Origin of the sequence: Streptomyces sp. NPDC059373 (genome assembly GCF_042751495.1) — a bacterium.
Classification (GTDB): Bacteria; Actinomycetota; Actinomycetes; order Streptomycetales; family Streptomycetaceae; genus Actinacidiphila.
Map to the genome: position 1 here is coordinate 22,401 of NZ_JBHYXC010000042.1, position 22,413 is coordinate 44,813.

Genomic DNA, 22,413 nt, shown 5'->3' on the forward strand with positions numbered 1-22,413 from the left:
TCAATGGGCCGGGTGGACCCGAATGAACTCAAGGCCGCCTGTCTGGGCCTCAACGGCGCTGTGGAGGAGTTCCCCTTCAGCCCCGGGCTGTCCGTCTTCAAGGTCGGCGGCAAGATCTTCGCGATCAGCGCCCTGGACGACCTCCCGCTGAAGGTCAGCCTCAAGTGCGACCCGGACCTCGCGGTGCGGCTGCGGGCGGAGCATCCCGCGATCGTGCCGGGATACCACCTCAACAAGCGGCACTGGAACACCGTCACCCTTGACGGTTCGCTGCCCGACCGCCTGGTCCGCGAGATGGTCGAGGACTCGTACGACCTGATCGTCTCGCGACTGCCGCGTGCGCAGCAGCTGGTGCTGGACTGGCCGGGCGTCGCCGTCAGAACGACGGAATGACCGACCCGTCGTACTTGTCCTCGATGAACTTCTTCACCGCGGCCGAGGTGAGCAGCTTCTTGAGCTTCAGCACCCGGGGGTCCTTCTCGTTGCCCTTCTTCACGGCGAGGAAGTTGCCGTAGGGGTTGTTCTTGGCGGACTCCAGGACCAGGGCGGGCTTGAGGCCGGCGGAGATGGCGTAGTTGCCGTTGATCACGGCGGCGTCGACGTCGGCGAGGGAGCGCGGCAGCTGGGCCGCCTCCAGTTCCTTGAACGTGAGGTTCTTGGGGTTCTTGGTGATGTCGGCGGGGGTGGCCTCGTTGCCGACGCCGGACTTGAGGGTGATCAGTCCGTTGGCCGCGAGCAGCTTGAGGCCGCGGGCCTCGTTGACGGCGTCGTTGGCGATGGCGATGGTGGCGCCGCTCTTGATGGCGTCGGTCGACTTGAGCTTGCTGGAGTAGAGGCCCAGCGGCTCCAGGTGCACGGTGACGACGGGCACGATGTGGGTGCCCTTCTTGCTGTTGAAGTCGTCGAGGTAGGGCTGGTTCTGGAAGTAGTTGGCGTCGACGGAGCCGTCCTCGGTGGCGGTGTTCGGCGTGACGTAGTCGCTGAACTCCTTGACCTCGAGGTTGAGGCCGGCCTTCTTCGCCAGGTTCTTCTTGACGAAGTTCAGGATCTCGGCGTGCGGGGTGGGGCTGGCCGCGACGACGAGAGGATCGCTCGCGCTCGCCTTGGAGCCCGAGCCCGAGCCCGAGTCCGAGCCGCAGGCGGCCAGGCCGAAGGTGAGCCCGGCGGCGGCGAGGACAGCAGTCGTGATCTTGACGGTGTTACGCACGAAAAGTGCCTTTCTTCATGGGTGTTACGGGTGCGGGTTACGCGGATTACGCGGTGCGGGCACGGTGCGACAGGCCGCGGGCGGCCAGGTCGCCGATGAGCTGGACGATGGTGACCAGGGCGACCAGCACCGCGATGGTGATGAGCATCAGGTTGGTCTCGAAGCGCTGGTAGCCGTAGCGGATGGCCACGTCACCCAGGCCGCCGCCGCCGATCGTTCCGGCCATCGCGGAGTAGCCGATGAGCGCGATCACGGTCGTGGTCAGCCCGGAGATCAGCGAGGGCAGCGACTCCGGCAGCAGGGCTTTGCGTACGACGGTCCAGGTGCTGCCGCCCATGGCCTGGATGGCCTCGACGAGGCCGCCGTCGACCTCGCGGACCGAGGTCTCCACCAGCCGGGCGTAGAACGGGATGGCCCCGATCGCGAGCGGGACGATCATCGCCTGGGCGCCGATGGTGGTGCCGATGACCCAGCGGGTGAAGGGCAGCAGGGCGATCAGGAGGATGAGGAACGGCAGCGAGCGGCCGACGTTCACGATCGCGCCGACGGCCTTGTTCGCGGCGGCGTTCCGCAGCAGCCCGCCCCGGTCGGTGAGGACCAGCAGCACGCCCAGCGGCAGCCCGCCGATCACGGCTATGAGCGCGGCCCAGCCGACCATCGTCAGGGTGTCCCAACACGCCTGGCTCAGCAGCGGCTGCATCTCGGACCAGGTCACTTCACGGCCTCCTTGACCTGGCTGTCGTCGGTGTTCTCCGCCGGCTTGCCCACCGGTGCCACGTCGACCTGCAGGCCCTTCTCGCGCAGGAAGCCGATGGGCACCACGTTGTCCTCGAAGCGGCCGGGCAGCTGGATGCGCATCCGGCCGACCTGGCGGCCGGCGATGGTCTCCAGCGCGGCACCCAGCACCGAGATGTCGATGTTGTACGTACGCGCCAGCTGGGAGATGACCGGCTCGGTGGCGGCCTCGCCGTGGAAGGTGAGGTCGACCACGGTGCTGTCCTCGCCCGAGGGCTGCCCGCCGACCGGGAACAGCTCGTGGGCCAGCTCGGAGCCGGGAGTGGCGAGGAGGTCGGTGACCTTGCCGGATTCCACGATGCGGCCGTCCTTCATCAGCGCGGCCGAGTCGCAGATCGCCTTGACCACGTCCATCTCGTGGGTGATGAGCAGAACGGTGAGGCCGAGCTGCTCGTTGAGGTCGCGCAACAGCTGCAGGATCGAGCGGGTGGTCTCCGGGTCGAGCGCGGAGGTGGCCTCGTCGGACAGCAGCACCTTGGGGTCGCCGGCCAGGGCGCGGGCGATGCCGACGCGCTGCTTCTGGCCGCCGGACAGCTGCGCCGGGTAGGCCTTGCCCTTGTCGCTCAGGCCGACGAGGTCGAGCAGCTCCAGGGCCTTGCGGGAGCGCTCCTTGCCGGAGACGCCGAGGATCTCGAGCGGCAGCTCGACGTTGTCCTGCACGGTGCGTGAGGACAGCAGGTTGAAGTGCTGGAAGACCATGCCGATGCGGCTGCGGGCCGCCCGCAGCGCCGAGCCCGGGAGGCTGGTGAGGTCCTCACCGGCGACCTGGACCGTGCCCGAGGTGGGGCGTTCCAGCAGGTTGACGCAGCGGATGAGCGTGCTCTTGCCGGCGCCGCTGCGTCCGACGACGCCGTACACCTCACCCTCGCGGACGTGCAGATCGACGCCGTCGAGGGCGGCTGTTTCACGGCCGCGCGAACGGTAGACCTTGGTCAGGCCCGTTGTGGTGATCACTGGGAAAATTCCGTCACTGTCGAGTGCGCGGCGGACTTCGGCCGCACACGGGGTCTGGGGGCATCACGGCATGGCTCCGCCCCGGGTGGGGCGCGATGAGCGGGTCAGCAGTGCGTGTTGCCGGGCGGCTGGGGGTCGTGCGCAAGCCGACAGCGGCGAATGGTCTGCTGCGTTTTCATGGGGATGCGATCCGTGGCAAGGAGGAGCGGTTGGGTCTCGCTTCGGGGCGCGAGGCTCAGGCGTGGGCCCTCAGCGTGCACACATTCGAGACATACGACGAACACCGGGCGTCATCGCCTCGGTCGCGCGGCAGCAGCGGTTCGTCGTGGTCATGCGGACCAGTAAAGCAGACATCCGTCCAGCGTCCCAATATCCGGTCCCGCCGTCCGCATTCCGGACGCGACTGCCCGCGCGTTCCGGGCGCTCCTGCTGCCCGTATTAGAGTCGCCGCATGCTCGACGCGCTCACCATCGCCGTCTCGGCCACGGCACTGCTGCTGGCCGCCTGGTGCGGTTTCGCCGCCTTCCGGGACCAGTCCACGAAGGACTGGCACTTCATCGGCATGGCGATCGTGTCACTGCTCGTCCTGGTCCAGCTCGTGGTCGGTGTGGTCAAGCTCTCGCGCGGTGAGAAGCCGCACGACGGGACTGTGATCTTCGTCGCGTATCTGCTCGGGGCCGTCTGCACGATCCCGGCCGCCGGATTCATGTCGCTGACCGAGCGCACCCGCTGGGGCTCGGCCATCGTGGCCGCGGGCGGGATCATCCTGGCCGTACTGGAAGTGCGGCTGTACGACATCTGGGGAGGCATCAGTGCCTGAGGCCGACGCGGTACCGGAAACACCGGAAACGTCGAAGTCACCGGAGGCACCCGGGATCGGCCAGGGTCCGGGCCGGCTGCTGCTGTCCCTGTACGGGGTGTTCACCGTGGCCGCGCTGTCGCGTGCCATCGTGCAGATCAGCATGCAGTTCGACGAGGCGCCGCTGGCGTACACGCTGTCGCTGGTCGCCGGGATCATCTACGCGGTGATCACCGTCGCCCTGTGGCGGGGCGGGGAGGCGGCCCGCCGGGTGGCGCTGGTGAGCTGCACCGTGGAGCTGATCGGCGTCCTGGTCGTCGGCACGATGACGGTGGTCGACTCATCGGCCTTCCCCGACCAGACGGTGTGGTCGGACTACGGGATCGGCTATCTCTTCCTGCCGGTGATCGTCCCCGTCAGCGGTCTGCTGTGGCTGCGCCGGTCGGGACCGCAGCCACAGCAGGACGCGTGAGGCGTTACGCGCTGGCCGCGTAGGTCGCCGCGCTCGCCGACTTCTCCATGTACACCAGGCTCAGCCGGCGGGTGACCTCCTCGGCCGCGCCGACCTGCTGGTAGCCGAGCTTGCGGTAGAGCCGCAGGTTGATCTCGCTGCGGTGGCCGGTGAAGAGCCGATAGCGCTTGGCCTCGGTGCCGTCCGCCAGCCGCTGTTCGATCGCCCGCAGCAGCCGTCCGCCCAGGCCGTGGCGCTGCATGCGGGGGTGGACGATCAGCTTGGCGATCCGCGCGGTGCCGTCGGGGTCGACGACGCCGCGTACCGAGCCGACGACCTCCTCACCCAGCCGTGCCACCAGGACCGTGCCCTCGGCGAGCTCCGCACGCAGCGCGTCGAGGGTCTGGGTGAGCGGTTCGATGCTGTAGTCGCCGTACAGCGCGGCCTCGCTCTGATAGGCGAGGTACTGGAGTTTGAGGATGTTCTCGGCGTCGCTTTCGGCCGCCGTAGAGATGGTCACGCTCATGCCCATGTGCGCAGGCCTCCCCTTCGAGTCCGCCCGGACGCGAGAGGGTGAGGGTTGCGCCCGGTACGTTGCCCTGATGAAGCCGGCGCCGGTGCGCGCCGCCTCCGGTTGGCACCGACTGTTTACGGTGCCTTACCCGGGCCTACAGCGGTTCGAACCCGGGTGTTGAGGATCGTACGCAGACAACCGATGCACCGGGAACGGAGCGGGCCGAGGCTGCCCTGTGAGATACCCAACTCCCGGGCGATCTCCGGATAGGTGGGATCGGCACCGGAGATGAGAGCGGCCATCAGCTCCGGGCAGCGGCCGGGGAGCCGGGCGACGGCGGCACGCAGAGCACGGCGCTGCTCCGCGTCGAGCGCCTGCTGCTCGACGGTCGGCCCGGCGTGCGCGGGCTCCAGGCGCCTCTCGCGGCGCAGCCGGCGACCCGCCCGCCGCACCTCGGCCCGTACGGCGGCGCGCAGCCAGACCGCCGGGTCGGCCGGGGGCTCGGACAGCTCCAGGAGCCGCACCCACACCGCCTGTTCGAGGTCGGCGGCCTCGATGCCGCCGGGGACGGCCTCGGCCGCGGCCTCGGCGGCCAGCAGCGGGCGCAACCGGGTCAGTTCGTCGTCTCGTACGCGCGTCGTCATGCCGTACGGGACACGGCGGCCGCGCCGGGTGGTTGCCCCGCGGCGGGGAAACCACCCGTGCGCGGCTGATCGGGTCACGCGCCGTTGACGAAGTCCTGGCGGGCGAGGAGGGCGGTGTCGGCGTTGTCGGAGAAGATGCCGTCGATGCCCGTCCCGAAATAGACCTTGAAGGCGCCGAAGGGGTCGCCGTAGGCGTTGGGGTCGGTGCCGGTGACGTACTCGGTGGGCAGGAACTGGTTCTCGTTGCGCATGGTGTACGGGTGCAGGACCAGCCCGGCGGAGTGGGCGTCGGGGACCAGGGTGGTGGGCGTGGTGAGCTTGCCGTCGGCGTCGCGCGGGATGATCAGCAGCAGCGTCGGGCCGATCCCCTGGGCGAAGCTCGCGATCCACTTCAGGCCCGCCGGGGTGACGAGGTCGGCGACGGTGCGGGGGTCGCCGGCCGCCACGAAGTCGTAGGGGCGCGAGGTCGCCACGTCCAGCAGGAAGATCTTGGGGGCGGCGACGCCGAGCCGGCCGAGCCGCTGCAGGCTGCTGGACTCGAAGGACTCCAGGAACTGCGGGGCGCCCTTCGTGTGGCGGCCGTACGTGCGCAGCAGCTTGGCCAGCGGCTCCTCCAGGCCGAGGCCGAGGGAGCGGAAGTAGGTCGGGTGCTTGGTCTCGCTGTGCAGCCAGACGGCCTTACCGCGCTTGCGGCCCTGCTCGTCGGCCCACTTCAGGACCTCTTCGAAGGTGGGGATCTCCCAGCGGCCGTTGTAGATGGTGTTGCGCTGGCGGACGGAGGGCAGGCGCTCCACCGCGCGCAGCGTCTTGAGTTCGGCGAGGGTGAAGTCCTGGGTGAACCAGCCGGTGGTGGCGATGCCGTCGATGGTCTTGGTGGTCTTGCGGCCGGCGAACTCGGGGTGGTCGGCGACGTTCGTGGTGCCGCCGATCTCCGGCTCGTGACGGCAGACCAGATGGCCGTCCTTCGTCGGGACGAGGTCCTGCTCGATGACGTCCGCGCCGAGGTCCAGGGCGAGCTGGTACGAGCCGAAGGTGTGCTCCGGGCGGTAGCCGCTCGCACCCCGGTGGCCTATCACGGCGGGTACCGGAAGCTTGCGTACCGGCGCCGCGCCGCTTTCGGAGGCGTTCGACACGCCCGGCAGGCCGAGCACGGTGGCGCCGGCCCCGAGGGCGGTCCCCGCGAGGAGGGTCCTGCGGCCGGGTCCCTGCCGGCGTCCCTGCTGATCCTGCGTCATGAGCACTCCCTCTTGACTTGCAACGACGGGCGCATCGTAGGCGCGTACTGCTTTCGTACAGGCGGCATCGGTCGGAACAAGGCGGAAACGCACGTCAACAATGCGTACCGGTCGTGTGAACCCGGCGTGCGTTCGACGGGTCGGCGGAAGTATCGTCCATAGAAGTACCGCCGATATCTGAATTTCCGCCGATCACGACCGGAGGGCCTCCCGTGTCCCGCATCATCCTCAAGGCGCTCCTCGGACTCGTGATGCGCGTCCTGTTCCGCCCCAAGGTCGAGGGAGCGGAGCACATCCCCGGCGACGGTCCGGTCATCCTCGCCGGTAACCACGTCACCTTCATCGACTCGATGTTCCTGGGGCTGGTCGTCAAACGGCAGGTCTTCTTCATCGGCAAGGACGAGTACGTCACCACACCGGGCCTCAAGGGCCGCCTCATGGCGACGTGGTTCACCGCCATGGGCATGATCCCCGTCGACCGCGACGGCGGCCACGGTGGCGTCGCCGCCCTCATGACCGGCCGTCGCCTCCTCGAGGAGGGCAAGGTCTTCGGCATCTACCCCGAGGGCACCCGCTCCCCCGACGGCCGCCTCTACCGCGGCCGCACCGGCGTCTCCCGTCTCGCCCTCATGACCGGCGCGCCCGTCGTGCCCTTCGCCATGGTCGGCACCGACAAGATCCAGCCCGGCGGTGCCGGTCTGCCCCGCGTGCACCGCTTCACCGTGCGGTTCGGCGAGCCGCTGGAGTTCTCCCGTTACGAGGGCATGGACCGCGACCGGTACGTGCTGCGCGCGGTGACCGACGAGATCATGAGCGACGTCATGCGGCTCTCCGGCCAGGAGTACGTCGACATCTACGCCACCAAGGCCAAAGCCAAGCGGGCGGCTGCCGCCGCCGACCACGCGAAGGCCGCATAGCGGCCGGGGTTCGCCTCCGCCCGCAGATCCTCACACGCCGGACGGGCCGAATCCGCCTCCGGCCAGGCGCTGCCCCCGCAGCGAACGCCAGGCCATCACCGCACCGCACAGCAGCACTGCCGCGCCCACCGCGGAAGCGGCCCGCAGGCCGGCCGTGAAGTCGCCGGATGCGCCGGTGACGATGGACCCCAGCAGGGCGATACCCAGTGCCGCGCCGAGCTCGTAGGCGGTTTCGGAGACCGCCGAGGCCGCGCCGGCCTGGCGTGGCGGGACGCTGGAGAGGATGACGTCGGCGGTGACGGTGAAGGAGAAGCCCGCGCCGGCGCCGATGGCGAGGAGGGCGACGCCCAGCAGGAGGTAGCCGGAGTCGGGGCGGAGGGTGGCCAGGGCGGCGAGGGCGAGGCCGACGGCGGCGAGGCCGCCGGAGACGACGGTGCGGACGGAGAAGCGGCGGGCTGCGGCGCCGGCGACGAGGCCGGTGCCGACGGCACCGAGCGTGGCGGGGAGTTCGGCGAGGGCGGCCTGAAGGGGTGAGCGGCCCTGGACGAGCTGCAGGAACTGGGACAGGAAGAAGATCATCCCGGCGAGCCCGAAGACGGTCATCAGATCGGCCAGTACGGAGGCCGAGAAGCCCCGGTTACGAAAGAGCCGCATGTCCAGCAGCGGCGCGGGCAGCACCAGTTGACGGCGTACGAAGCCGGCCAGGCACGCCAGCCCGGCCGCCCCGGCGGCCAGCGGCACCGGCGAGGGACCGTACGCGGCGAGGTCCTTGACGGCGTAGACGACACCGCCCATCCCGGCCAGGGACAGCAGGACGCTGACCGGGTCCCAGGGTCCGGGCGCGGGGTCGCGGGACTCGGGCAGCAGCTTGACGCCGACCACCAGCAGCACGGCCATCACCGGCAGGTTGATCAGGAAGACCGAGCCCCACCAGAAGTGCTCCAGCAGGATGCCGCCGACGACCGGACCGAGGGCGGCGCCCGCCGTGGAGACCGCGCCCCAGACGCCGATGGCGAAGCTGCGCTCGCGCGGGTCGGTGAAGAGGTTGCGGATCAGGGCAAGGGTGGACGGCATGAGGGTCGCCCCGGCGACGCCCATCAGTGCGCGGGCGGCGATGAGCAGCCCGGGGGTCGTGGCGTACGCGGCGAGCAGCGAGAGCGCGCCGAAGGCGGCGGCACCGGTGAGGAGCAGCCGCTTGCGGCCTATGCGGTCGCCGAGGCCGCCCATGGAGACGAGCAGGCCGGCGATGACGAAGGAGTAGGCATCGCCGATCCACAGCAGCTGCGTCGAGGACGGGTGCAGGTCGGCCGTGAGGAAGGGGATGGCCAGGCCGAGCACGGTGGCGTCCACGGTGACGACCAGCAGCGCGAGCGTGAGCACGCCGAGCGCGAGCCACCGGGCGAGGTGGCCCTGCTCGGGCGGCGCGGTGCGGGCAGGACTGGTCGTCGTCATGACGTCCTCCGCAGCATTCCGCCCAGCAGCAGCTCGGCGACCATGTGCTCGGAGTCGCGGGGGGCGAGGCGCCCTTCCTGGACGGACCAGCCGGACGCGGCGATGAGGGCGTAGAGGGCCTCGCCGAGCCAGGCGGGGGTGAGGTCGTAGCGGAAGAGGCCCTGTTCCTGGCCGCGTCGGAAGAGTGCGCTGACGCGTGCGTCGATGCGGGCCCAGCCGGCTTCGGTCTCGGGGAGGTCGTAGAGCTGGTTCTCGCCGTAGAGGAAGCCGAGGAAGCCGGAGACGGGGATCGCCTCGGCGATGAGCCGGCGTACGGCGTCGACGGGGTCGCCGTCCTCGATGCGGGCGGCGTCGAGGCGCTCCTCGACCTGCTGGATACCCAGGGCGCCGAGGGCGCGGACGAGGGAGTCGCGGCCGGGGAAGTGCCGGTGGAGGGTGGCGCGGCTGATGCCGGCCGCCCTGGCGATCTCGTCCATGGAGGCGGTGGCCCGCCGGGAGAGGAGTGCCGCCGCGTCCCGGAGCACCTGCTCACGATCGAAGCTCATGAGGCAACTCTAACTCAAATGAGACACCAATGTCTCATTTCTGGACCCAGGGATGCCCCGATAGAGTGTTGGCGCCAACACGAGCGAGGGGGCCCAGCCGCATGACCGACGCCCGGACCCGGCCGCCGTCACAGGCGGATGTGGCGGCCCTCGCGGGTGTGTCCACCCAGACCGTGTCCCGGGTCGCCAACGAGAGTACGAATGTGGACGGGGAGACCCGGGAGCGGGTCCTGTCCGCCATGCGGGTGCTCGGTTACCAGCGCAACAGTGCCGCGCGGGCGCTGGCCACCGGCCGGTTCCACATGCTCGGCGTCATCACCTTCGACCTGGCCGCCCACGGCAACGCGCGGACCGTCGAGGCGGTGTCCCGGGCCGCGCAGGCCGCCGGTTACTCGGTGACCGTCGCGGGCGCCGAGGAGCCGACCGAGGGCGCCGTCCAGCAGGCCTTCACACGGCTGAGCGGGCAGGCGGTGGACGGCATCGTGATCGTCGAGGCGCAGATCCTCGACCGGCCGGGGCTCCAACTGCCGCCGGGCGTCCCCGTCGTCATCGCCGACGGCGACCCGGAACAGCGGTTCGCCTCGGTGGACATCAACCAGGCGGCCGGCGCCCGCGCCGCCACCACCCATCTGCTCGCGCTCGGCCACCGTACGGTCTGGCACGTCGCCGGACCGCAGGACTCGTACTCCGCCCGCCGCCGCGCCTCCGCGTGGCGCTCCACGCTGGAGGAGGCGGGCGCCCCGGTTCCGCCCCTGCTGTTCGGCGACTGGACCGCCGCCTCCGGCTACGAGGCGGGCCGGGCCCTGGCCGCGCGGCCCGAGGTCACCGCCGTCTTCGCCGCCAACGACCACATGGCCCTCGGAATCCTGCGCGCCCTGCACGAGGCGGGCCGCCCGGTCCCGGCCGAGGTCGGCGTCGTCGGCTTCGACGACGTCGCGGAGTCCGCGTACTTCCTGCCCCCGCTGACCACGGTCCACCAGGACTTCGAGGAGGTCGGGCGGCAGTGCGTGGCGCTGCTGCTCCAGCAGATCGCAACGGGACGGAGCGTCGCCGGTACGGCCTCGCTGGTCCCGCCGCGTCTCGTACCGCGGGCCAGCAGCGGCCCGCCGCGCTAGGGCCGGACGGGCGCTAGGCCTTTTCCGTGGCCCAGGCGAGCTGGACGGCCAGGTCGTCCTTGATCTCGGCGAGCTGCACGGCGACCGCCGAAGGGGCGGTGCCGCCGCGCCCGTCGCGGGAGGCGAGGGCGCCCCGCACGTTGAGGACCGTACGGACCTCGGGGGTGAGGTGGGCGGAGATCTTGCCGAACTGGTCGTCGGTGAGCTGGTCGAGCTCGATGCCCTCGGCCTCGCAGACCTTGACGCACTCCCCCGCCACCTCGTGCGCCACGCGGAAGGGGACGCCCTGCTTGACGAGCCACTCGGCGATGTCGGTGGCGAGCGAGAAACCGGCCGGGGCCAGCTCCTCCATCCGGCTCCGGTTGACGGTGAGGGTGGCCATCATGCCGGTGAAGGCGGGGAGCAGGACTTCGAGGGTGTCGCAGGAGTCGAAGACGGGCTCCTTGTCCTCCTGAAGGTCGCGGTTGTACGCGAGGGGGAGGGCCTTGAGCGTGGCGAGGAGCCCGGTGAGGTTGCCGATGAGGCGGCCGGACTTGCCGCGCGCGAGCTCGGCGATGTCGGGGTTCTTCTTCTGCGGCATGATCGACGAGCCGGTGGAGAAGGCGTCGTGGAGGGTCACGAAGGAGAACTCCTTCGTGTTCCAGATGATGATCTCCTCGGCGATCCTCGAGAGGTCGATGCCGATCATCGCCGTGATGAAGGCGAACTCCGCGACGAAGTCCCGGGAGGCCGTGCCGTCGATGGAGTTGGCGACCGAGCCGTGCTCGAAGCCGAGTTCCTTGGCGACCGCCTCCGGGTCGAGGCCGAGGGAGGACCCGGCCAGGGCGCCGGAGCCGTAGGGCGAGACGGCGGTGCGGGTGTCCCACTGCCGCAGGCGCTCCGCGTCGCGGGACAGCGCCTGTACGTGGGCGAGGACGTGGTGCGCGAAGAGCACCGGCTGGGCGTGCTGGAGGTGCGTACGGCCGGGCATGGCGACGTCCGGGTGCGCCTCGGCGAGGCCGACGAGGGCCTGCTGCAGCTCGGCGATGAGGCCGCCGATGATGCGGGCGTGGTCGCGCAGGTACATCCGGAAGAGCGTGGCGACCTGGTCGTTGCGGGACCGGCCGGCGCGGAGCTTGCCGCCGAGGTCGGGGCCGATACGCTCGATGAGCCCCCGCTCCAGGGCGCTGTGGACGTCCTCGTCGGCGATGGTGCCCACGAACGTCCCGGCCGTCACGTCTGCTTCGAGCCGGTCAAGGCCCGCGAGCATCCGCTCCAGCTCGTCGGCCGTCAGCAGGCCGGCGCCGTGCAGGACCCGGGCGTGGGCCCGGGATCCGGCGATGTCGTACGGCGCGAGGCGCCAGTCGAAGTGCACCGATGCGCTGAGCTTCGCCAGGGCCTCCGAGGGCCCGTCGGCGAAGCGGCCGCCCCACAGGCGTACGTCGTTGCTGGTCACGGGGCGTTCTCCTCCGGAGGTTTCCTGTACGTGTATCGGTGCGGGTCGGACGGGCCGGTTGCCGGGTTCAGGTCAGCCCTGGAGGTCGCGCTTCGCGGCGATCTTGCTGGACATGCCGAAGATCTCGATGAAGCCCTTGGACAGGGACTGGTCGAAGGTGTCACCGGTGTCGTACGTGGCGAGGTTGAAGTCGTAGAGGGACTCGTCCGACCGCCGGCCGTTGACGACGGCGCGGCCGCCGTGGAGAACCATACGGATGTCGCCGGAGACGTGCTGGTTGGCCTCGTTGATGAAGCCGTCGAGGGCGCGCTTGAGGGGGGAGAACCAGAGGCCGTCGTAGACGAGCTCGGACCAGCGCTGCTCGACCTGCCGCTTGTAGCGGGCGAGTTCGCGCTCGACGGTGACGTTCTCGAGCTCCTGGTGGGCGGTGATCAGGGCGATCGCACCGGGGGCCTCGTAGATCTCGCGGGACTTGATGCCGACGAGGCGGTCCTCGACCATGTCGAGCCGGCCGACACCCTGGGCACCGGCCCGGGCGTTGAGCTCCTGGATGGCCTGGAGGACGGTGACGGCCCTGCCGTCGATGGCGACGGGAACACCCTGCTCGAAGGTGATGATGAGCTCGTCGGCCTCGCGCGGGGTCGCCGGGTTCTGGGTGTACTCGTAGAGGTCCTCGATCGGGGCGTTCCAGATGTCCTCGAGGAAGCCGGTCTCGACGGCGCGGCCGAAGACGTTCTGGTCGATGGAGTACGGGGACTTCTTGGTGGTCGCGATCGGGAGGTTCTTCTCCTCGCAGAAGGCGATCGCCTTGTCGCGGGTCATCGCGTAGTCCCGGACCGGTGCGATGCACCGGAGGCCGGGGGCGAGGGAGGAGATACCGGCCTCGAAGCGGACCTGGTCGTTGCCCTTGCCGGTGCAGCCGTGGGCGACCGTGGACGCGCCGTGCTTCTTGGCGGCGGCGACGAGGTGCTTGACGATGGTCGGCCGGGAGAGGGCGGAGACCAGCGGGTAGCGGTCCATGTAGAGGGCGTTGGCCTTGATCGCCGGGAGGCAGTACTCGTTCGCGAACTCGTCGCTCGCGTCCGCGACCTCGGCCTCGACCGCGCCGCAGGCGAGCGCGCGCTTGCGGATGACGTCGAGGTCCTCGCCACCCTGGCCGACATCCACCGCTACCGCGATGACCTCGGCGCCGGTTTCCTCGGCGATCCAGCCGATGGCGACGGAGGTGTCAAGGCCGCCTGAGTAGGCGAGTACGACGCGCTCGGTCACGGATCTCTCCCTTTGCTGCGGAAACGCATACGCTGTTGGGTATAAGTATGCACTCCTCCGTATGGTTCGTCAATCCGATGCGTTTACGCAGGTCGGCAGGGGTTCAGCGAGGCAGGAACGCGGTGAATTCGGTCGCGCCGGGGCGGCTTTCCAGCTGCATCCTGCCGCCGTGCGCGTCGATGACGGCGGCCACGATGGCCAGCCCCAGACCGGCTCCGCTGCCGGCGCGGGGGCGGCGGCGGTCGGCGTGGGTGAAGCGCTCGAAGACGGTGGACCGGACCTCGTCCGGGACGCCGGGGCCGTCGTCGGAGACCCGCAGGGCCACCGAGCCGGCGTCCGCCTGGTCGTCGAGGCGTACCGAGACCTTGGTGCCGGCGGGGGTGTGGACGCGGGCGTTCGCGAGCAGGTTGGCGACGACCTGCTGCAGACGGTGGGCGTCGCCGGGCACAGTGACCGGCTCCTCGGGCAGGTCGAGGGTCCAGCGGTGGTCGGGGCCGGCCGCGCGGGCGTCGTCGACACCGTCCAGGACCAGCCGGGTGAGGTCGACGGGCTCGCGCTCCAGCGGACGGCCCGCGTCGAGCCGGGCGAGCAGCAGCAGGTCGTCGACCATCTCACCCATGCGGCCGGACTCGGCGGCGACGCGGTCCAGGGCGCGGGTGACCTCGGGCGGGACGGGCCCCGGGTGCCTGAGCGCCAGCTCGGCGTGGCCCCGGATCGAGGCCACGGGCGTACGCAGTTCGTGGCTGGCGTCGGCGGCGAAGCTGCGCAGCCGCTCCTCGCTGCGGTGGCGCTTGGACAGCGCGTCCTCGACATGGCCGAGCATGAGGTTGAGGGCGGTGCCGACCTGGCCGACCTCGCTGCGCGGATCGGAGTCGGGGGCGCGGGGTGGCAGAGCCACCTCTCCGCTGGCGAGCGGCAGCCGGGTGACGGCCACGGCGGTTGCGGCCACCTGGCGCAGCGGCCGCAGCGACCAGCGCACCCCCAGCGCCCCGGCCACGCCCACCACCACGAGGGCGCAGCCGAAGACGACCCCCTCCACGAGTTCGAGGCGCCCCACGGTCTCCTCGACGGGGTGCAGTGGCAGGCCGGTGATCAGGACGTCGTGGTCCTTCCCCTGGCAGGCCGCCACCCGGTAGCCGCCCAGCGACGACAGCTCGACGGTGTGCGGTTTGTTGTCCACCGGGACGGCCGCCAGGGCCGCCTTGTCGGCGCGGCTGAGGTCCGCGGACATGTCGGCCCCCGCACGCACCACCGCCCGTTCGAGGATCTTGCCGTTCACCAGCCGGACACCGAGGGTGCCGGGGGTCTGATGGCGGGTGTCGCCGCGCTGCTGCTCGTCGCCGTCGTGGTCGGAGGGCTTGATCAGCCGCCCCGAGGGGTGCTCCAGGCTGGCCGGGAAGTAGTTGCCGGCGGTCGTGAGCTGCTGGTCGATCTGCTCGGTGAGGAAACCGCGCAGCGCCAGCACCGCCGCCACGCCGACCGCCGCGCAACTGACGGCGAGCAGCACCACGAGCCCGACGGTGAGTCGCGAGCGAAGGGTGCGCGGACGCAGCCGGGCGACGGCGCGGCGGATCACGCGGCGGCCGGTTTGAGGATGTAGCCGGCGCCGCGCACGGTGTGGATCATCGGGGTCCGCCCGGCGTCGATCTTCTTGCGGAGGTAGCTGATGTAGAGCTCGACGACATGGGCCTGGCCGCCGAAGTCGTACGACCAGACACGGTCGAGGATCTGCGCCTTGCTGAGCACCCGGCGCGGATTGCGCATGAGGAAGCGCAGCAGCTCGAACTCGGTCGGCGACAGGTCGATGACCTCGCCGCTGCGGGTGACCTCGCGGGCCTCCTCGTCCATGGCGAGGTCGCCCACGGTGAGCAGCGACTCCTCGGAGATCTCGCGGCTCATGCCGGACCGGCGCAGCAGCCCGCGCAGCCGGGCCAGGACCTCCTCCAGACTGAACGGCTTGGTGACGTAGTCGTCGCCGCCGGCCGTTATCCCGGCGATGCGGTCCTCGACGGAGTCGCGCGCTGTGAGAAAGAGCACGCAGACGTGCGGCCGCTCGGCGCGCAGTTTGCGCAGCACGGTCAGCCCGTCGAAGTCGGGGAGCATGATGTCCAGGATCACCGCGTCGGGCTCGAAATCACGGGCGGCCGCGACGGCGGACGCGCCGTCGGTGGCACCGCAGACCAGCCATCCCTCGTAGCGCAGGGTGCCGCACAGCACCTCGGTGAGGTCGGGTTCGTCGTCCACGACGAGGACCCGCACCGGGGTGCCGTCCGGCCGGGTCAGAGCGGGGAGGTTGCGGGCGGATGCCGCTCGTCGTATTTCCATGGTCGATACAGCATCTATCAGATCGCTCTGAGTTTTCTCTGAGACCGCCGATGTGATCTCGCACTGAGAGCTTTCTCAGAGGTTACGTGGCCACAGTGGCAGTACCGAAACACCGAAAGGGGCGCATCTTGGCCACCGCGTACGACCATCCGCCGACCCGGCACCGTGCCGCACCGCCCAAGCGGGGAGTCCGGCGCTCGCCGGCCGCCGTGATTCTGGGGCTGCTGTGGGCCGGGGCGGCGGCGGTGCTCGCGCTGTGGTGGCAGGACACCTCCGCCGTGGTGACCCAGGCCGACTGGCTGACCGACGCCGGCCGGATCGCCGGGCTGCTCTGCGGCTACACCTGCGCGGTGCTGGTCGGGCTGATGGCCCGGGTGCCGGCGCTGGAGCGCGGGGTCGGCAGCGACCGCGCCGCGCGCTGGCACGCGATGGCCGGCCGCTGGACGGTCAGCCTGCTGGTCGCGCACGTCGTGCTGATCATCTGGGGCTACGCGGTCGAGGGTCACGCCTCGGTGTGGCGGGAGACCGTGAGCATCGTCATGGACTACCCGGAGATGCTCAAGGGGACCGCCGGCGCGGTGATCCTCTTCACCGTCGGGATCGTGTCGGCGCGCGCGGTGCGCAAGCGGGTGCGGTACGAGACCTGGTACTTCCTGCATCTGCTCACCTATGCGGCGCTCTTCCTCGCCTTCGGCCACCAGCTCGCGCTGGGCGCGGACTTCGTCGGGAACACGGCCGCCCAGAACGCCTGGTACGTGCTGTATCTCGGGGTCACCGCCCTGGTGCTGTGGTTCCGGGTGCTGGCGCCGATACGGCTCAACGCGCGGCACCGGCTGCGGGTGGCGGCCGTGGTGCCGGAGGCGCCCGGGGTGTTCTCGGTGGTGGTGCAGGGCAGGCGGCTGGGTGAACTCGCCGCCGAGTCGGGGCACTTCTTCCGCTGGCGCTTCCTGGCGCAGGGGCTGTGGTGGACCGCGTCGCCGTACTCGCTGTCGGCGGCACCCGGAGCGCACGGCCTGCGGATCACGGTCAAGGGGCTCGGCGACCACAGCGCGGCCGTGGGCATGCTGCGCCCCGGCACTCGGGTCTGGGCCGAGGGGCCCTACGGGGCACTGACCGCCGGGCGGCGCAAGCGGGCCAAGGTGCTGCTGCTGGCGGGCGGGGTCGGCATCACGCCGCTGCGGGCACTGTTCGAATCGCTGCCGGCCGCGCCCGGCCATCTGACGCTGCTCTACCGGGCGCGTACGGCCGAGGACCTGGCCCTGCGCTCCGAGCTGGAGGCGATAGCGGCGGCTCGCGGGGCCCGGCTGTACTACGCCGTGAACGCTCCGGACGGCAGCCGCACGCCGATCACGGCGGCCGGACTGCGGGACATACTCCCCGACATCGCCGGTCACGACGTGTACCTGTGCGGGCCGCCCGGGATGGCCGAGGCGTCCTACGACGCGCTGCGCGCCGCCGGGGTGCCGGCCCGCCACATCCACCACGAGTCCTTCGAGCTGTGAGCCCCGCCGTGAACCCTTTCCGTACGCATCCGATGCGCCGCGTCCTGCTGGGCACGGTCGCGACCGTCTCGGGCGTGACCGCGCTGCTGGCCCTGAAGCCGCACACCCAGACCACGGTCGCCCTGCCGCAGGCGACCGCCTCGCCCACCACCACTCCCTCGGCGCAGGCCTCGTCACCGGCCTCCGCTTCGCCGTCGGCCTCGTCCTCCGCGAAGAGCACGAAGAGCACGAAGAGCACGAAGAGCGCGACGCCCACGAAGACGGTGACGGGTGACACGATCCAGACCCGCTACGGCCCGGTCCAGGTCCGGATCACCCTCAAGGCGGGCAAGCTCACCGCCGTGGACGTGCTCCAGGTCCCCAACGACAACCCCAGGGACGCCCAGATCGCCCAGTACTCCGTGCCCGTACTGACCCAGGAGGCGCTGGCCGCCCAGAGCGCGAGCATCAACAGTGTCTCCGGCGCCACCTACACCAGCGAGGGCTATATCAGTTCGCTGCAGAGCGCGTTGGACAAATCCGGGAATTGAGTCGCCCGGGCTTCTCCGCCGTAGGGACTGGTGCTGGAGAGGTGCTCCGGGCAGCTGTGCGGGAAGGGGATCAGGCCGTTGACGATGATTCAGAACAGCCGGGCCGGCCGGCGGCTGGCCATGCGCCGGATCCGTCCCCGCCGCTCCCCCGCCGTGCCGCTGGTCGTCCTGGCCTGGCTGGGCGCGGCCGCGGTCATCTGGATGTGGTGGAACAACACCCCGAACGTCGTCGGCACCGCCAACCAGCTCATCGCCGCCGGGCGGATCACCGGTCTGCTCGGCGCGTACACGATCGCCCTGGTCATCGCGCAGATGGCCCGGGTGCCGGCCCTGGAGTCCCGGGTCGGCTCCGACCGCGTCGCGCGCTGGCACGCGATGAGCGGCCGCTACGCGATCTCCCTGGTCGTCGCCCACGTCGTCCTGACCATCTGGGGCTACTCCGAGGTGGCGAAGACCGGTGTCGTGTCGGAGGCGGTGACCGTGGTCACCGACTATCCCGACATGCTGATGGCCCTCGCGGGCACGCTGATGCTGCTGCTCGTCGGCTTCGTGTCGGCGGGCGCGCTGCGCCGCCGGATGCGCTACGAGACCTGGTACTACCTGCATCTGCTGACCTACGCGGCGGTCTTCCTCACCTTCTGGCACCAGCTGGCCACCGGCGCCGAGTTCATCGCCAGCGCCGGCGCCCGCACCGCCTGGTACGCGCTGTACCTCACGGTCGCCGGGCTGGTGGTCTGGTACCGCGTCCTGACCCCGGTGCGCCTCAATCTGCGGCACCGGATGAGAGTGGAGGCCACGGTCGAGGAGGCGCCCGGCATCGTCTCCGTCCTCATCAGCGGCCGCAAACTGCACCGCCTCGGCGCCGAGGCCGGGCAGTTCTTCCGGTGGCGTTTCCTCACCCCGGGGCTGCGGTGGAGCGCCAATCCGTACTCGCTGTCCGCGCCGCCCCGGCCCGGGCTGCTGCGGATCACCGTCAAGGCGGTCGGCGGGCACAGCTCGGCGCTCGGGGCGCTGAAGCCGGGCACGCGGGTGTGGGCGGAGGGCCCGTACGGTGCTCTGACCGCCGCGCGGCGTAGCCGTGGCAAGGTACTGCTGCTGGCCGGCGGGGCGGGCATCACACCGATGCGGGCGCTGTTCGAGACGCTGCCGGCCGCACCGGGCGACCTGACGCTGCTGTACCGGGCGAAGTCCACCGAGGACCTGGCCCTGTGGGGCGAGCTGAAGGCCATCGCCAAGGAGCGCGGGGCCCGACTGATGTACGCCGTCAACGGCCCGGACGGCTCACGGCCCGAGTTCACCCCGGACGGCCTGAAGGCGCGGCTGCCCGACCTCGACCGGCATGACGTCTATCTGTGCGGCCCGCCCGGGCTGGCGGCGGAGTGGTTCCACACGCTCCGCGAGGCCGGGGTCCCCGAGCGCCGTATCCACCACGAGTCCTTCGAACTGTGAGAGGCGAGTTGCTGTGTACGCGATGAAGAAGCGGCATCCGTTGCGCCGGATCATGCTCGGTACCGCCGCCACCGTCTCCGGGGTCGTGCTGCTCCTCGCCCTCAAGCAGCCGGCTGACGGCTCCGGCTCGGCCGCGGCGCAGGCCCCGGCCCCCTCGGGGACCGCGGCCGCCGCCTCGCCCTCGCAGAACGCGCAGGACGCCCTGGGCGGCGAGGGCGCGCAGAAGGACTCCGGGACGGCCGGGTCGTCTGTCCCCTCGTCGGGCTCGTTGGCGTCGAGGACCGCCTCAGCCGCGCCCAAGCCGTCGGCGACGAAGTCCTCGGGGGCCTCCGGGTCCGGGTCCTCCGGGTCGGGCTCCTCGGGGTCCGGGGCATCGTCCGCCGCCAGGACCGTCACCGGGGACGCGGTCGACGCGCAGTACGGCGCGGTCCAGGTCAAGCTCACGGTCAAGGACGGCAAGGTCACCGCCGCCGAGGCCGTGCAGGGCCCCACCACCGGCCCGGGCGGCAGCGCGATCCCTACCCTGAACAAGGAGGTGGTGACCGCGCAGAGCGCGACCATCGACTCCGTGTCCGGCGCCAGCTTCACCAGCGCGGGCTACAAGAAGTCCCTGCAGAGCGCGATCGACAAGGCAGGTCTCTGATATGCCCCATGCCCCCCGTTCCGGGACCACCGAAGACACCCGGCTCCGCCACGTCGAACACGCCATGGGCACGGTGTTCTCCTTCGACGTGCGCGGGGCCGGGGCTGCCAGGGCGCGGGCGGCGCTCGACGCGGCCGTGTGCTGGCTGCACCGGGTGGACGAGGTGTTCTCCACCTATCTGCCCGAAAGCCAGATCAGCCGGCTCGCCCGTGGCGAGCTCGCCCTCTCGCGCTGCGATCCGGACGTCTGGGAGGTGATGCGGCTGTGCGAGGACGCCGAGCGGCGCACCGACGGCTGGTTCTCGTCACGTTACGACGGCGAGTTCGACCCGACCGGACTGGTCAAGGGCTGGTCCGTGGAACGGGCCGCCCGGATGCTCGTCTCGGCCGGTGCGGAGGCGGTCTGCATCAACGGCGGCGGCGACATCCAACTGCACGGCGGCCCCTGGCGGATCGGCATCTCCGACCCGCACAACCCCGGCGGGCTGGCGGCCGTGGTCGCGGTCGACGGCGAGCTGGCGGTGGCCACCTCGGGCCCGGCCGAGCGCGGCTGCCACATCCTGGACCCCCACACCGGCGAGCCGCCGGTCACCGATCTGGCCTCGGTCACCGTGGTCTGCTCGGGCCTCACCGACGCCGACGCCTGGGCCACGGCCGCGTACGCGATGGGCGGCGACCGGGCCCGCGCCTGGCTGGAGGAGCTGCCCGACACCGAGGGCTTCGCGGTCACCACCGACGGCGGTACCTGGCACACCAGCGGCTTCGGCCGGTACGCGACGGGGGTTCGCACGTAGGACTCGGGTGAGACCGAGCCCCACCCGGCTTGACGTACGGCCCGTACGGACGGCGAGAATGCCGCCATGGATCTGGAACTCAAGGACAAGGTCGTGCTGGTCACGGGTGGCTCGGACGGCCTCGGCGCTGCCTTGGTCCGGCGCCTGGCCGCCGAGGGCGCCCGCGTGGCGCTGTGCGGACGCGACCCGGAGCGCGTCGGCCGTGTGGTCAAGGAGCTGGGCGAGACCGGTGCCGATGTGCTCGGCGTACCGGCTGACGTCACCCGGCAGGAGGATCTGGAGCGCTTCCTGTCGGCCGCCGAGGGCCGCTGGGGTCGCATCGACGCCATCGTCAACAACGCGGGACGCAGCGCAGCCAGCGCCTTCGAGCAGCAGGACGACACGGTCTGGGACGAGGACCTGCAGCTCAAGCTGCACGCCTCCGTACGGCTGACCCGCCTCGCCCTCCCCCACCTGCGCGCGGCCGGCGGCGGCAGCGTCGTCAACACCCTCGCCGTGTCCGCCAAGGCCCCCGGCGCCGGTTCGACGCCGACCTCGGTCTCCCGGGCGGCCGGCCTGGCGCTCACCAAGGCCCTGTCCAAGGAACTGGGCGCGGACAACATCCGCGTCAACGCCGTGCTCATCGGCCTGGTCGAGAGCGGCCAGTGGGTACGTATGGCCGAGGCCGGCGGCCGTTCCGTGGACGAGCTGTACGCGACCCTGGGCAGTGGCTCCGGCATCCCCCTCGGCCGCGTCGGCAAGGCCACGGAGTTCGCGGACCTGGTGGCCTTCCTGCTCTCCCCCCGGGCCGCGTACATCACCGGCACCGGGATCAACTTCGACGGCGGGATGAGCCCGGTCGTCTGAGCCCGTGGCGCGAGGCGGCGCCCCGAAACTGAAAGCAGCCTGAACGGCAAACCCCCTCCGGCGTTGCGCCGCAACTCCCCTCGGACCGCCCGCCCTACGTTGGATGTGCGGCCAATCGGCCATTCCGTGACGAAGGGGAGTTTCGGCATGCAATACGGAACAAAGCTGAGGGAAGCGGTACGCCAGGACGGGACCACCCCCTTGATCGGCGTCCACGACATGCACTCCGCCTCACTCGCCGTGCGCTACTACGACGGCCTGTTCCTGTCCGGTTTCGGGCTGGCGGCGTCCCATTACGGCCTGCCCGACATCGGGTACATCGCCTGGCCGGATGTGGTCGCCTTCGCCCAGCGGCTGCGGGTGGCCTTCCCCCGTACGCACCTGCTGGTCGACATCGACGACGGTTACGTCGACACGCACGTGGCCTGCCATGTCGTCGAGCAGCTGGAAGCCGCCGGCGCCTCCGGGGTGATCCTGGAGGACCAGGCCCGCCCACGCCGCTGCGGCCATGTCGACGGCAAGAAGGTGCTGCCGCTGGAGGAGTACCTGGACAAGCTGGACGCGGTGCTCACCACCCGGCGCGACCTGCTGGTGGTGGCACGGACGGACGCCACCGAGCACGGGGAGATCCTGAGCCGGGCCAAGGCCCTGGCCGCCACCGCGGCCGACGTCATCCTGGTCGACGGCGTACGCGACACCGATGCGATCCGCGAGATCCGCTCGGTCATCGGCGACAAGCCGCTGCTGTTCAACCAGATCGGCGGCGGCAGGTCACCGCGGCTGTCACTGACCGAACTCACCGAGCTCGGTGTCGATGTGGCGATCTACAGCACCCCGTGCCTGTTCGCGGCGCAGGACGCCATCGACCGCGCGCTGCGCGACCTGCGGGCCGCCGACGGGCGGCTGCCGGAGCCGGTCCCGGGCGGGGCGGACGTGGCGTCCTGCATCGCGCTGCTCGACCGCCGCCAGCCGCTGAAGGTCTGAGCGGGCCGC

Annotated in this window: 24 protein-coding genes; 12 read left to right on the forward strand and 12 right to left on the reverse strand. The window is 71.1% G+C overall.

The features are described from left to right. Positions 1-12: 12 nt before the first annotated feature. Positions 13-393, forward strand: a complete 381-nt coding sequence (locus tag ACFXJ5_RS34600; protein WP_384640197.1) for an MmcQ/YjbR family DNA-binding protein — start codon at positions 13-15, stop codon at positions 391-393. Here the strand turns inward: ACFXJ5_RS34600 and ACFXJ5_RS34605 are convergent. Genes ACFXJ5_RS34605 through ACFXJ5_RS34615 form a run of 3 tightly spaced genes read right to left on the reverse strand, consistent with a single transcriptional unit; the run spans position 377 to position 2,956 of the window. Next, on the reverse strand, positions 377-1,207 hold the full coding sequence (locus ACFXJ5_RS34605; RefSeq protein ID WP_384640199.1) for a MetQ/NlpA family ABC transporter substrate-binding protein: 831 nt from the start codon (positions 1,205-1,207) through the stop codon (positions 377-379). The two genes, ACFXJ5_RS34600 and ACFXJ5_RS34605, sit on opposite strands and share 17 nt — an antisense overlap. A 46-nt stretch (positions 1,208-1,253) precedes the next feature. Then, the gene (locus ACFXJ5_RS34610) at positions 1,254-1,922 is read right to left on the reverse strand and encodes a methionine ABC transporter permease (protein WP_384640202.1); all 669 of its coding nucleotides are present in this window, start codon (positions 1,920-1,922) and stop codon (positions 1,254-1,256) included. Then, positions 1,919-2,956 (reverse strand): methionine ABC transporter ATP-binding protein, encoded by a 1,038-nt coding sequence (locus ACFXJ5_RS34615; protein WP_384640205.1) that lies wholly within the window; start codon positions 2,954-2,956, stop codon positions 1,919-1,921. Before ACFXJ5_RS34615 ends, ACFXJ5_RS34610 begins: the two co-directional genes overlap by 4 nt. A gap of 451 nt (positions 2,957-3,407) precedes the next feature. On the opposite strand from ACFXJ5_RS34615, the gene ACFXJ5_RS34620 reads away from it, so the two are divergent. Both ACFXJ5_RS34620 and ACFXJ5_RS34625 read left to right on the forward strand, forming a co-directional pair. Further along, on the forward strand, positions 3,408-3,776 hold the full coding sequence (locus ACFXJ5_RS34620) for a hypothetical protein (RefSeq protein WP_384640208.1): 369 nt from the start codon (positions 3,408-3,410) through the stop codon (positions 3,774-3,776). Next, a complete protein-coding gene (locus ACFXJ5_RS34625) occupies positions 3,769-4,227 on the forward strand; it encodes a hypothetical protein (RefSeq protein WP_384640210.1) in 459 nt (152 codons plus the stop codon). The genes ACFXJ5_RS34620 and ACFXJ5_RS34625 overlap by 8 nt, the downstream gene beginning before the upstream one ends. A 4-nt stretch (positions 4,228-4,231) precedes the next feature. On the opposite strand, the gene ACFXJ5_RS34630 is transcribed toward ACFXJ5_RS34625, so the two are convergent. The 3 genes from ACFXJ5_RS34630 to ACFXJ5_RS34640 all read right to left on the reverse strand — a co-directional run bounded on the left by ACFXJ5_RS34630 (position 4,232) and on the right by ACFXJ5_RS34640 (position 6,599). Beyond that, a complete protein-coding gene (locus ACFXJ5_RS34630) occupies positions 4,232-4,738 on the reverse strand; it encodes a GNAT family N-acetyltransferase (protein WP_384640213.1) in 507 nt (168 codons plus the stop codon). A gap of 116 nt (positions 4,739-4,854) precedes the next feature. Beyond that, the gene (locus ACFXJ5_RS34635) at positions 4,855-5,364 is read right to left on the reverse strand and encodes a sigma-70 family RNA polymerase sigma factor (RefSeq protein ID WP_384640215.1); all 510 of its coding nucleotides are present in this window, start codon (positions 5,362-5,364) and stop codon (positions 4,855-4,857) included. 74 nt (positions 5,365-5,438) lie between these two features. Then, entirely contained in the window at positions 5,439-6,599 is a 1,161-nt protein-coding gene (locus ACFXJ5_RS34640) for a glycerophosphodiester phosphodiesterase (RefSeq protein ID WP_384640218.1), read from the reverse strand. A gap of 212 nt (positions 6,600-6,811) precedes the next feature. On the opposite strand from ACFXJ5_RS34640, the gene ACFXJ5_RS34645 reads away from it, so the two are divergent. Next, positions 6,812-7,516, forward strand: coding sequence for a lysophospholipid acyltransferase family protein (locus ACFXJ5_RS34645; protein WP_384640221.1), 705 nt, complete (start codon positions 6,812-6,814; stop codon positions 7,514-7,516). Between the two features lie 30 nt (positions 7,517-7,546). On the opposite strand, the gene ACFXJ5_RS34650 is transcribed toward ACFXJ5_RS34645, so the two are convergent. Beyond that, entirely contained in the window at positions 7,547-8,968 is a 1,422-nt protein-coding gene (locus ACFXJ5_RS34650) for an MFS transporter (RefSeq protein ID WP_384640224.1), read from the reverse strand. Further along, a complete protein-coding gene (locus ACFXJ5_RS34655) occupies positions 8,965-9,513 on the reverse strand; it encodes a TetR/AcrR family transcriptional regulator (protein WP_384640227.1) in 549 nt (182 codons plus the stop codon). The genes ACFXJ5_RS34650 and ACFXJ5_RS34655 overlap by 4 nt, the downstream gene beginning before the upstream one ends. A 101-nt stretch (positions 9,514-9,614) precedes the next feature. Here ACFXJ5_RS34655 and ACFXJ5_RS34660 point away from each other — a divergent pair, with 101 nt between their 5' ends. Further along, the gene (locus ACFXJ5_RS34660) at positions 9,615-10,628 is read left to right on the forward strand and encodes a LacI family DNA-binding transcriptional regulator (protein ID WP_384640230.1); all 1,014 of its coding nucleotides are present in this window, start codon (positions 9,615-9,617) and stop codon (positions 10,626-10,628) included. Between the two features lie 13 nt (positions 10,629-10,641). Here ACFXJ5_RS34660 and argH read toward each other — a convergent pair whose 3' ends face one another. The 4 genes from argH to ACFXJ5_RS34680 form a co-directional block, all read right to left on the reverse strand. Continuing rightward, positions 10,642-12,063: an argininosuccinate lyase gene (gene argH / locus ACFXJ5_RS34665; RefSeq protein ID WP_384640233.1), complete on the reverse strand. Its 1,422-nt coding sequence runs from the start codon at positions 12,061-12,063 to the stop codon at positions 10,642-10,644. A gap of 72 nt (positions 12,064-12,135) precedes the next feature. Then, positions 12,136-13,332, reverse strand: a complete 1,197-nt coding sequence (locus tag ACFXJ5_RS34670) for an argininosuccinate synthase (protein ID WP_384640236.1) — start codon at positions 13,330-13,332, stop codon at positions 12,136-12,138. 103 nt (positions 13,333-13,435) lie between these two features. Next, a complete protein-coding gene (locus ACFXJ5_RS34675; RefSeq protein WP_384640239.1) occupies positions 13,436-14,908 on the reverse strand; it encodes an ATP-binding protein in 1,473 nt (490 codons plus the stop codon). Beyond that, a complete protein-coding gene (locus tag ACFXJ5_RS34680) occupies positions 14,905-15,657 on the reverse strand; it encodes a response regulator transcription factor (protein ID WP_384640242.1) in 753 nt (250 codons plus the stop codon). The genes ACFXJ5_RS34675 and ACFXJ5_RS34680 overlap by 4 nt, the downstream gene beginning before the upstream one ends. A gap of 128 nt (positions 15,658-15,785) precedes the next feature. On the opposite strand from ACFXJ5_RS34680, the gene ACFXJ5_RS34685 reads away from it, so the two are divergent. From ACFXJ5_RS34685 to ACFXJ5_RS34715, 7 genes are all read left to right on the forward strand, one after another. After that, positions 15,786-17,159 carry a ferric reductase-like transmembrane domain-containing protein gene (locus ACFXJ5_RS34685; protein ID WP_384640245.1) on the forward strand — a complete coding sequence of 458 codons (1,374 nt, stop codon included), beginning with the start codon at positions 15,786-15,788 and terminating at the stop codon, positions 17,157-17,159. Next, complete coding sequence (locus tag ACFXJ5_RS34690; protein ID WP_384640248.1) at positions 17,156-17,689, forward strand: FMN-binding protein; 534 nt, start codon at positions 17,156-17,158, stop codon at positions 17,687-17,689. Before ACFXJ5_RS34685 ends, ACFXJ5_RS34690 begins: the two co-directional genes overlap by 4 nt. A 78-nt stretch (positions 17,690-17,767) precedes the next feature. After that, on the forward strand, positions 17,768-19,138 hold the full coding sequence (locus tag ACFXJ5_RS34695; protein ID WP_384640251.1) for a ferric reductase-like transmembrane domain-containing protein: 1,371 nt from the start codon (positions 17,768-17,770) through the stop codon (positions 19,136-19,138). 22 nt (positions 19,139-19,160) lie between these two features. Then, positions 19,161-19,781: an FMN-binding protein gene (locus ACFXJ5_RS34700; RefSeq protein ID WP_384640254.1), complete on the forward strand. Its 621-nt coding sequence runs from the start codon at positions 19,161-19,163 to the stop codon at positions 19,779-19,781. Positions 19,782-19,845: 64 nt separating this feature from the next. Further along, the gene (locus ACFXJ5_RS34705; RefSeq protein ID WP_384640305.1) at positions 19,846-20,574 is read left to right on the forward strand and encodes an FAD:protein FMN transferase; all 729 of its coding nucleotides are present in this window, start codon (positions 19,846-19,848) and stop codon (positions 20,572-20,574) included. Positions 20,575-20,640: 66 nt separating this feature from the next. Then, on the forward strand, positions 20,641-21,420 hold the full coding sequence (locus ACFXJ5_RS34710) for an SDR family oxidoreductase (protein WP_384640257.1): 780 nt from the start codon (positions 20,641-20,643) through the stop codon (positions 21,418-21,420). Positions 21,421-21,567: 147 nt separating this feature from the next. Beyond that, the gene (locus tag ACFXJ5_RS34715) at positions 21,568-22,404 is read left to right on the forward strand and encodes an oxaloacetate decarboxylase (protein ID WP_384640260.1); all 837 of its coding nucleotides are present in this window, start codon (positions 21,568-21,570) and stop codon (positions 22,402-22,404) included. Positions 22,405-22,413: the final 9 nt, after the last annotated feature.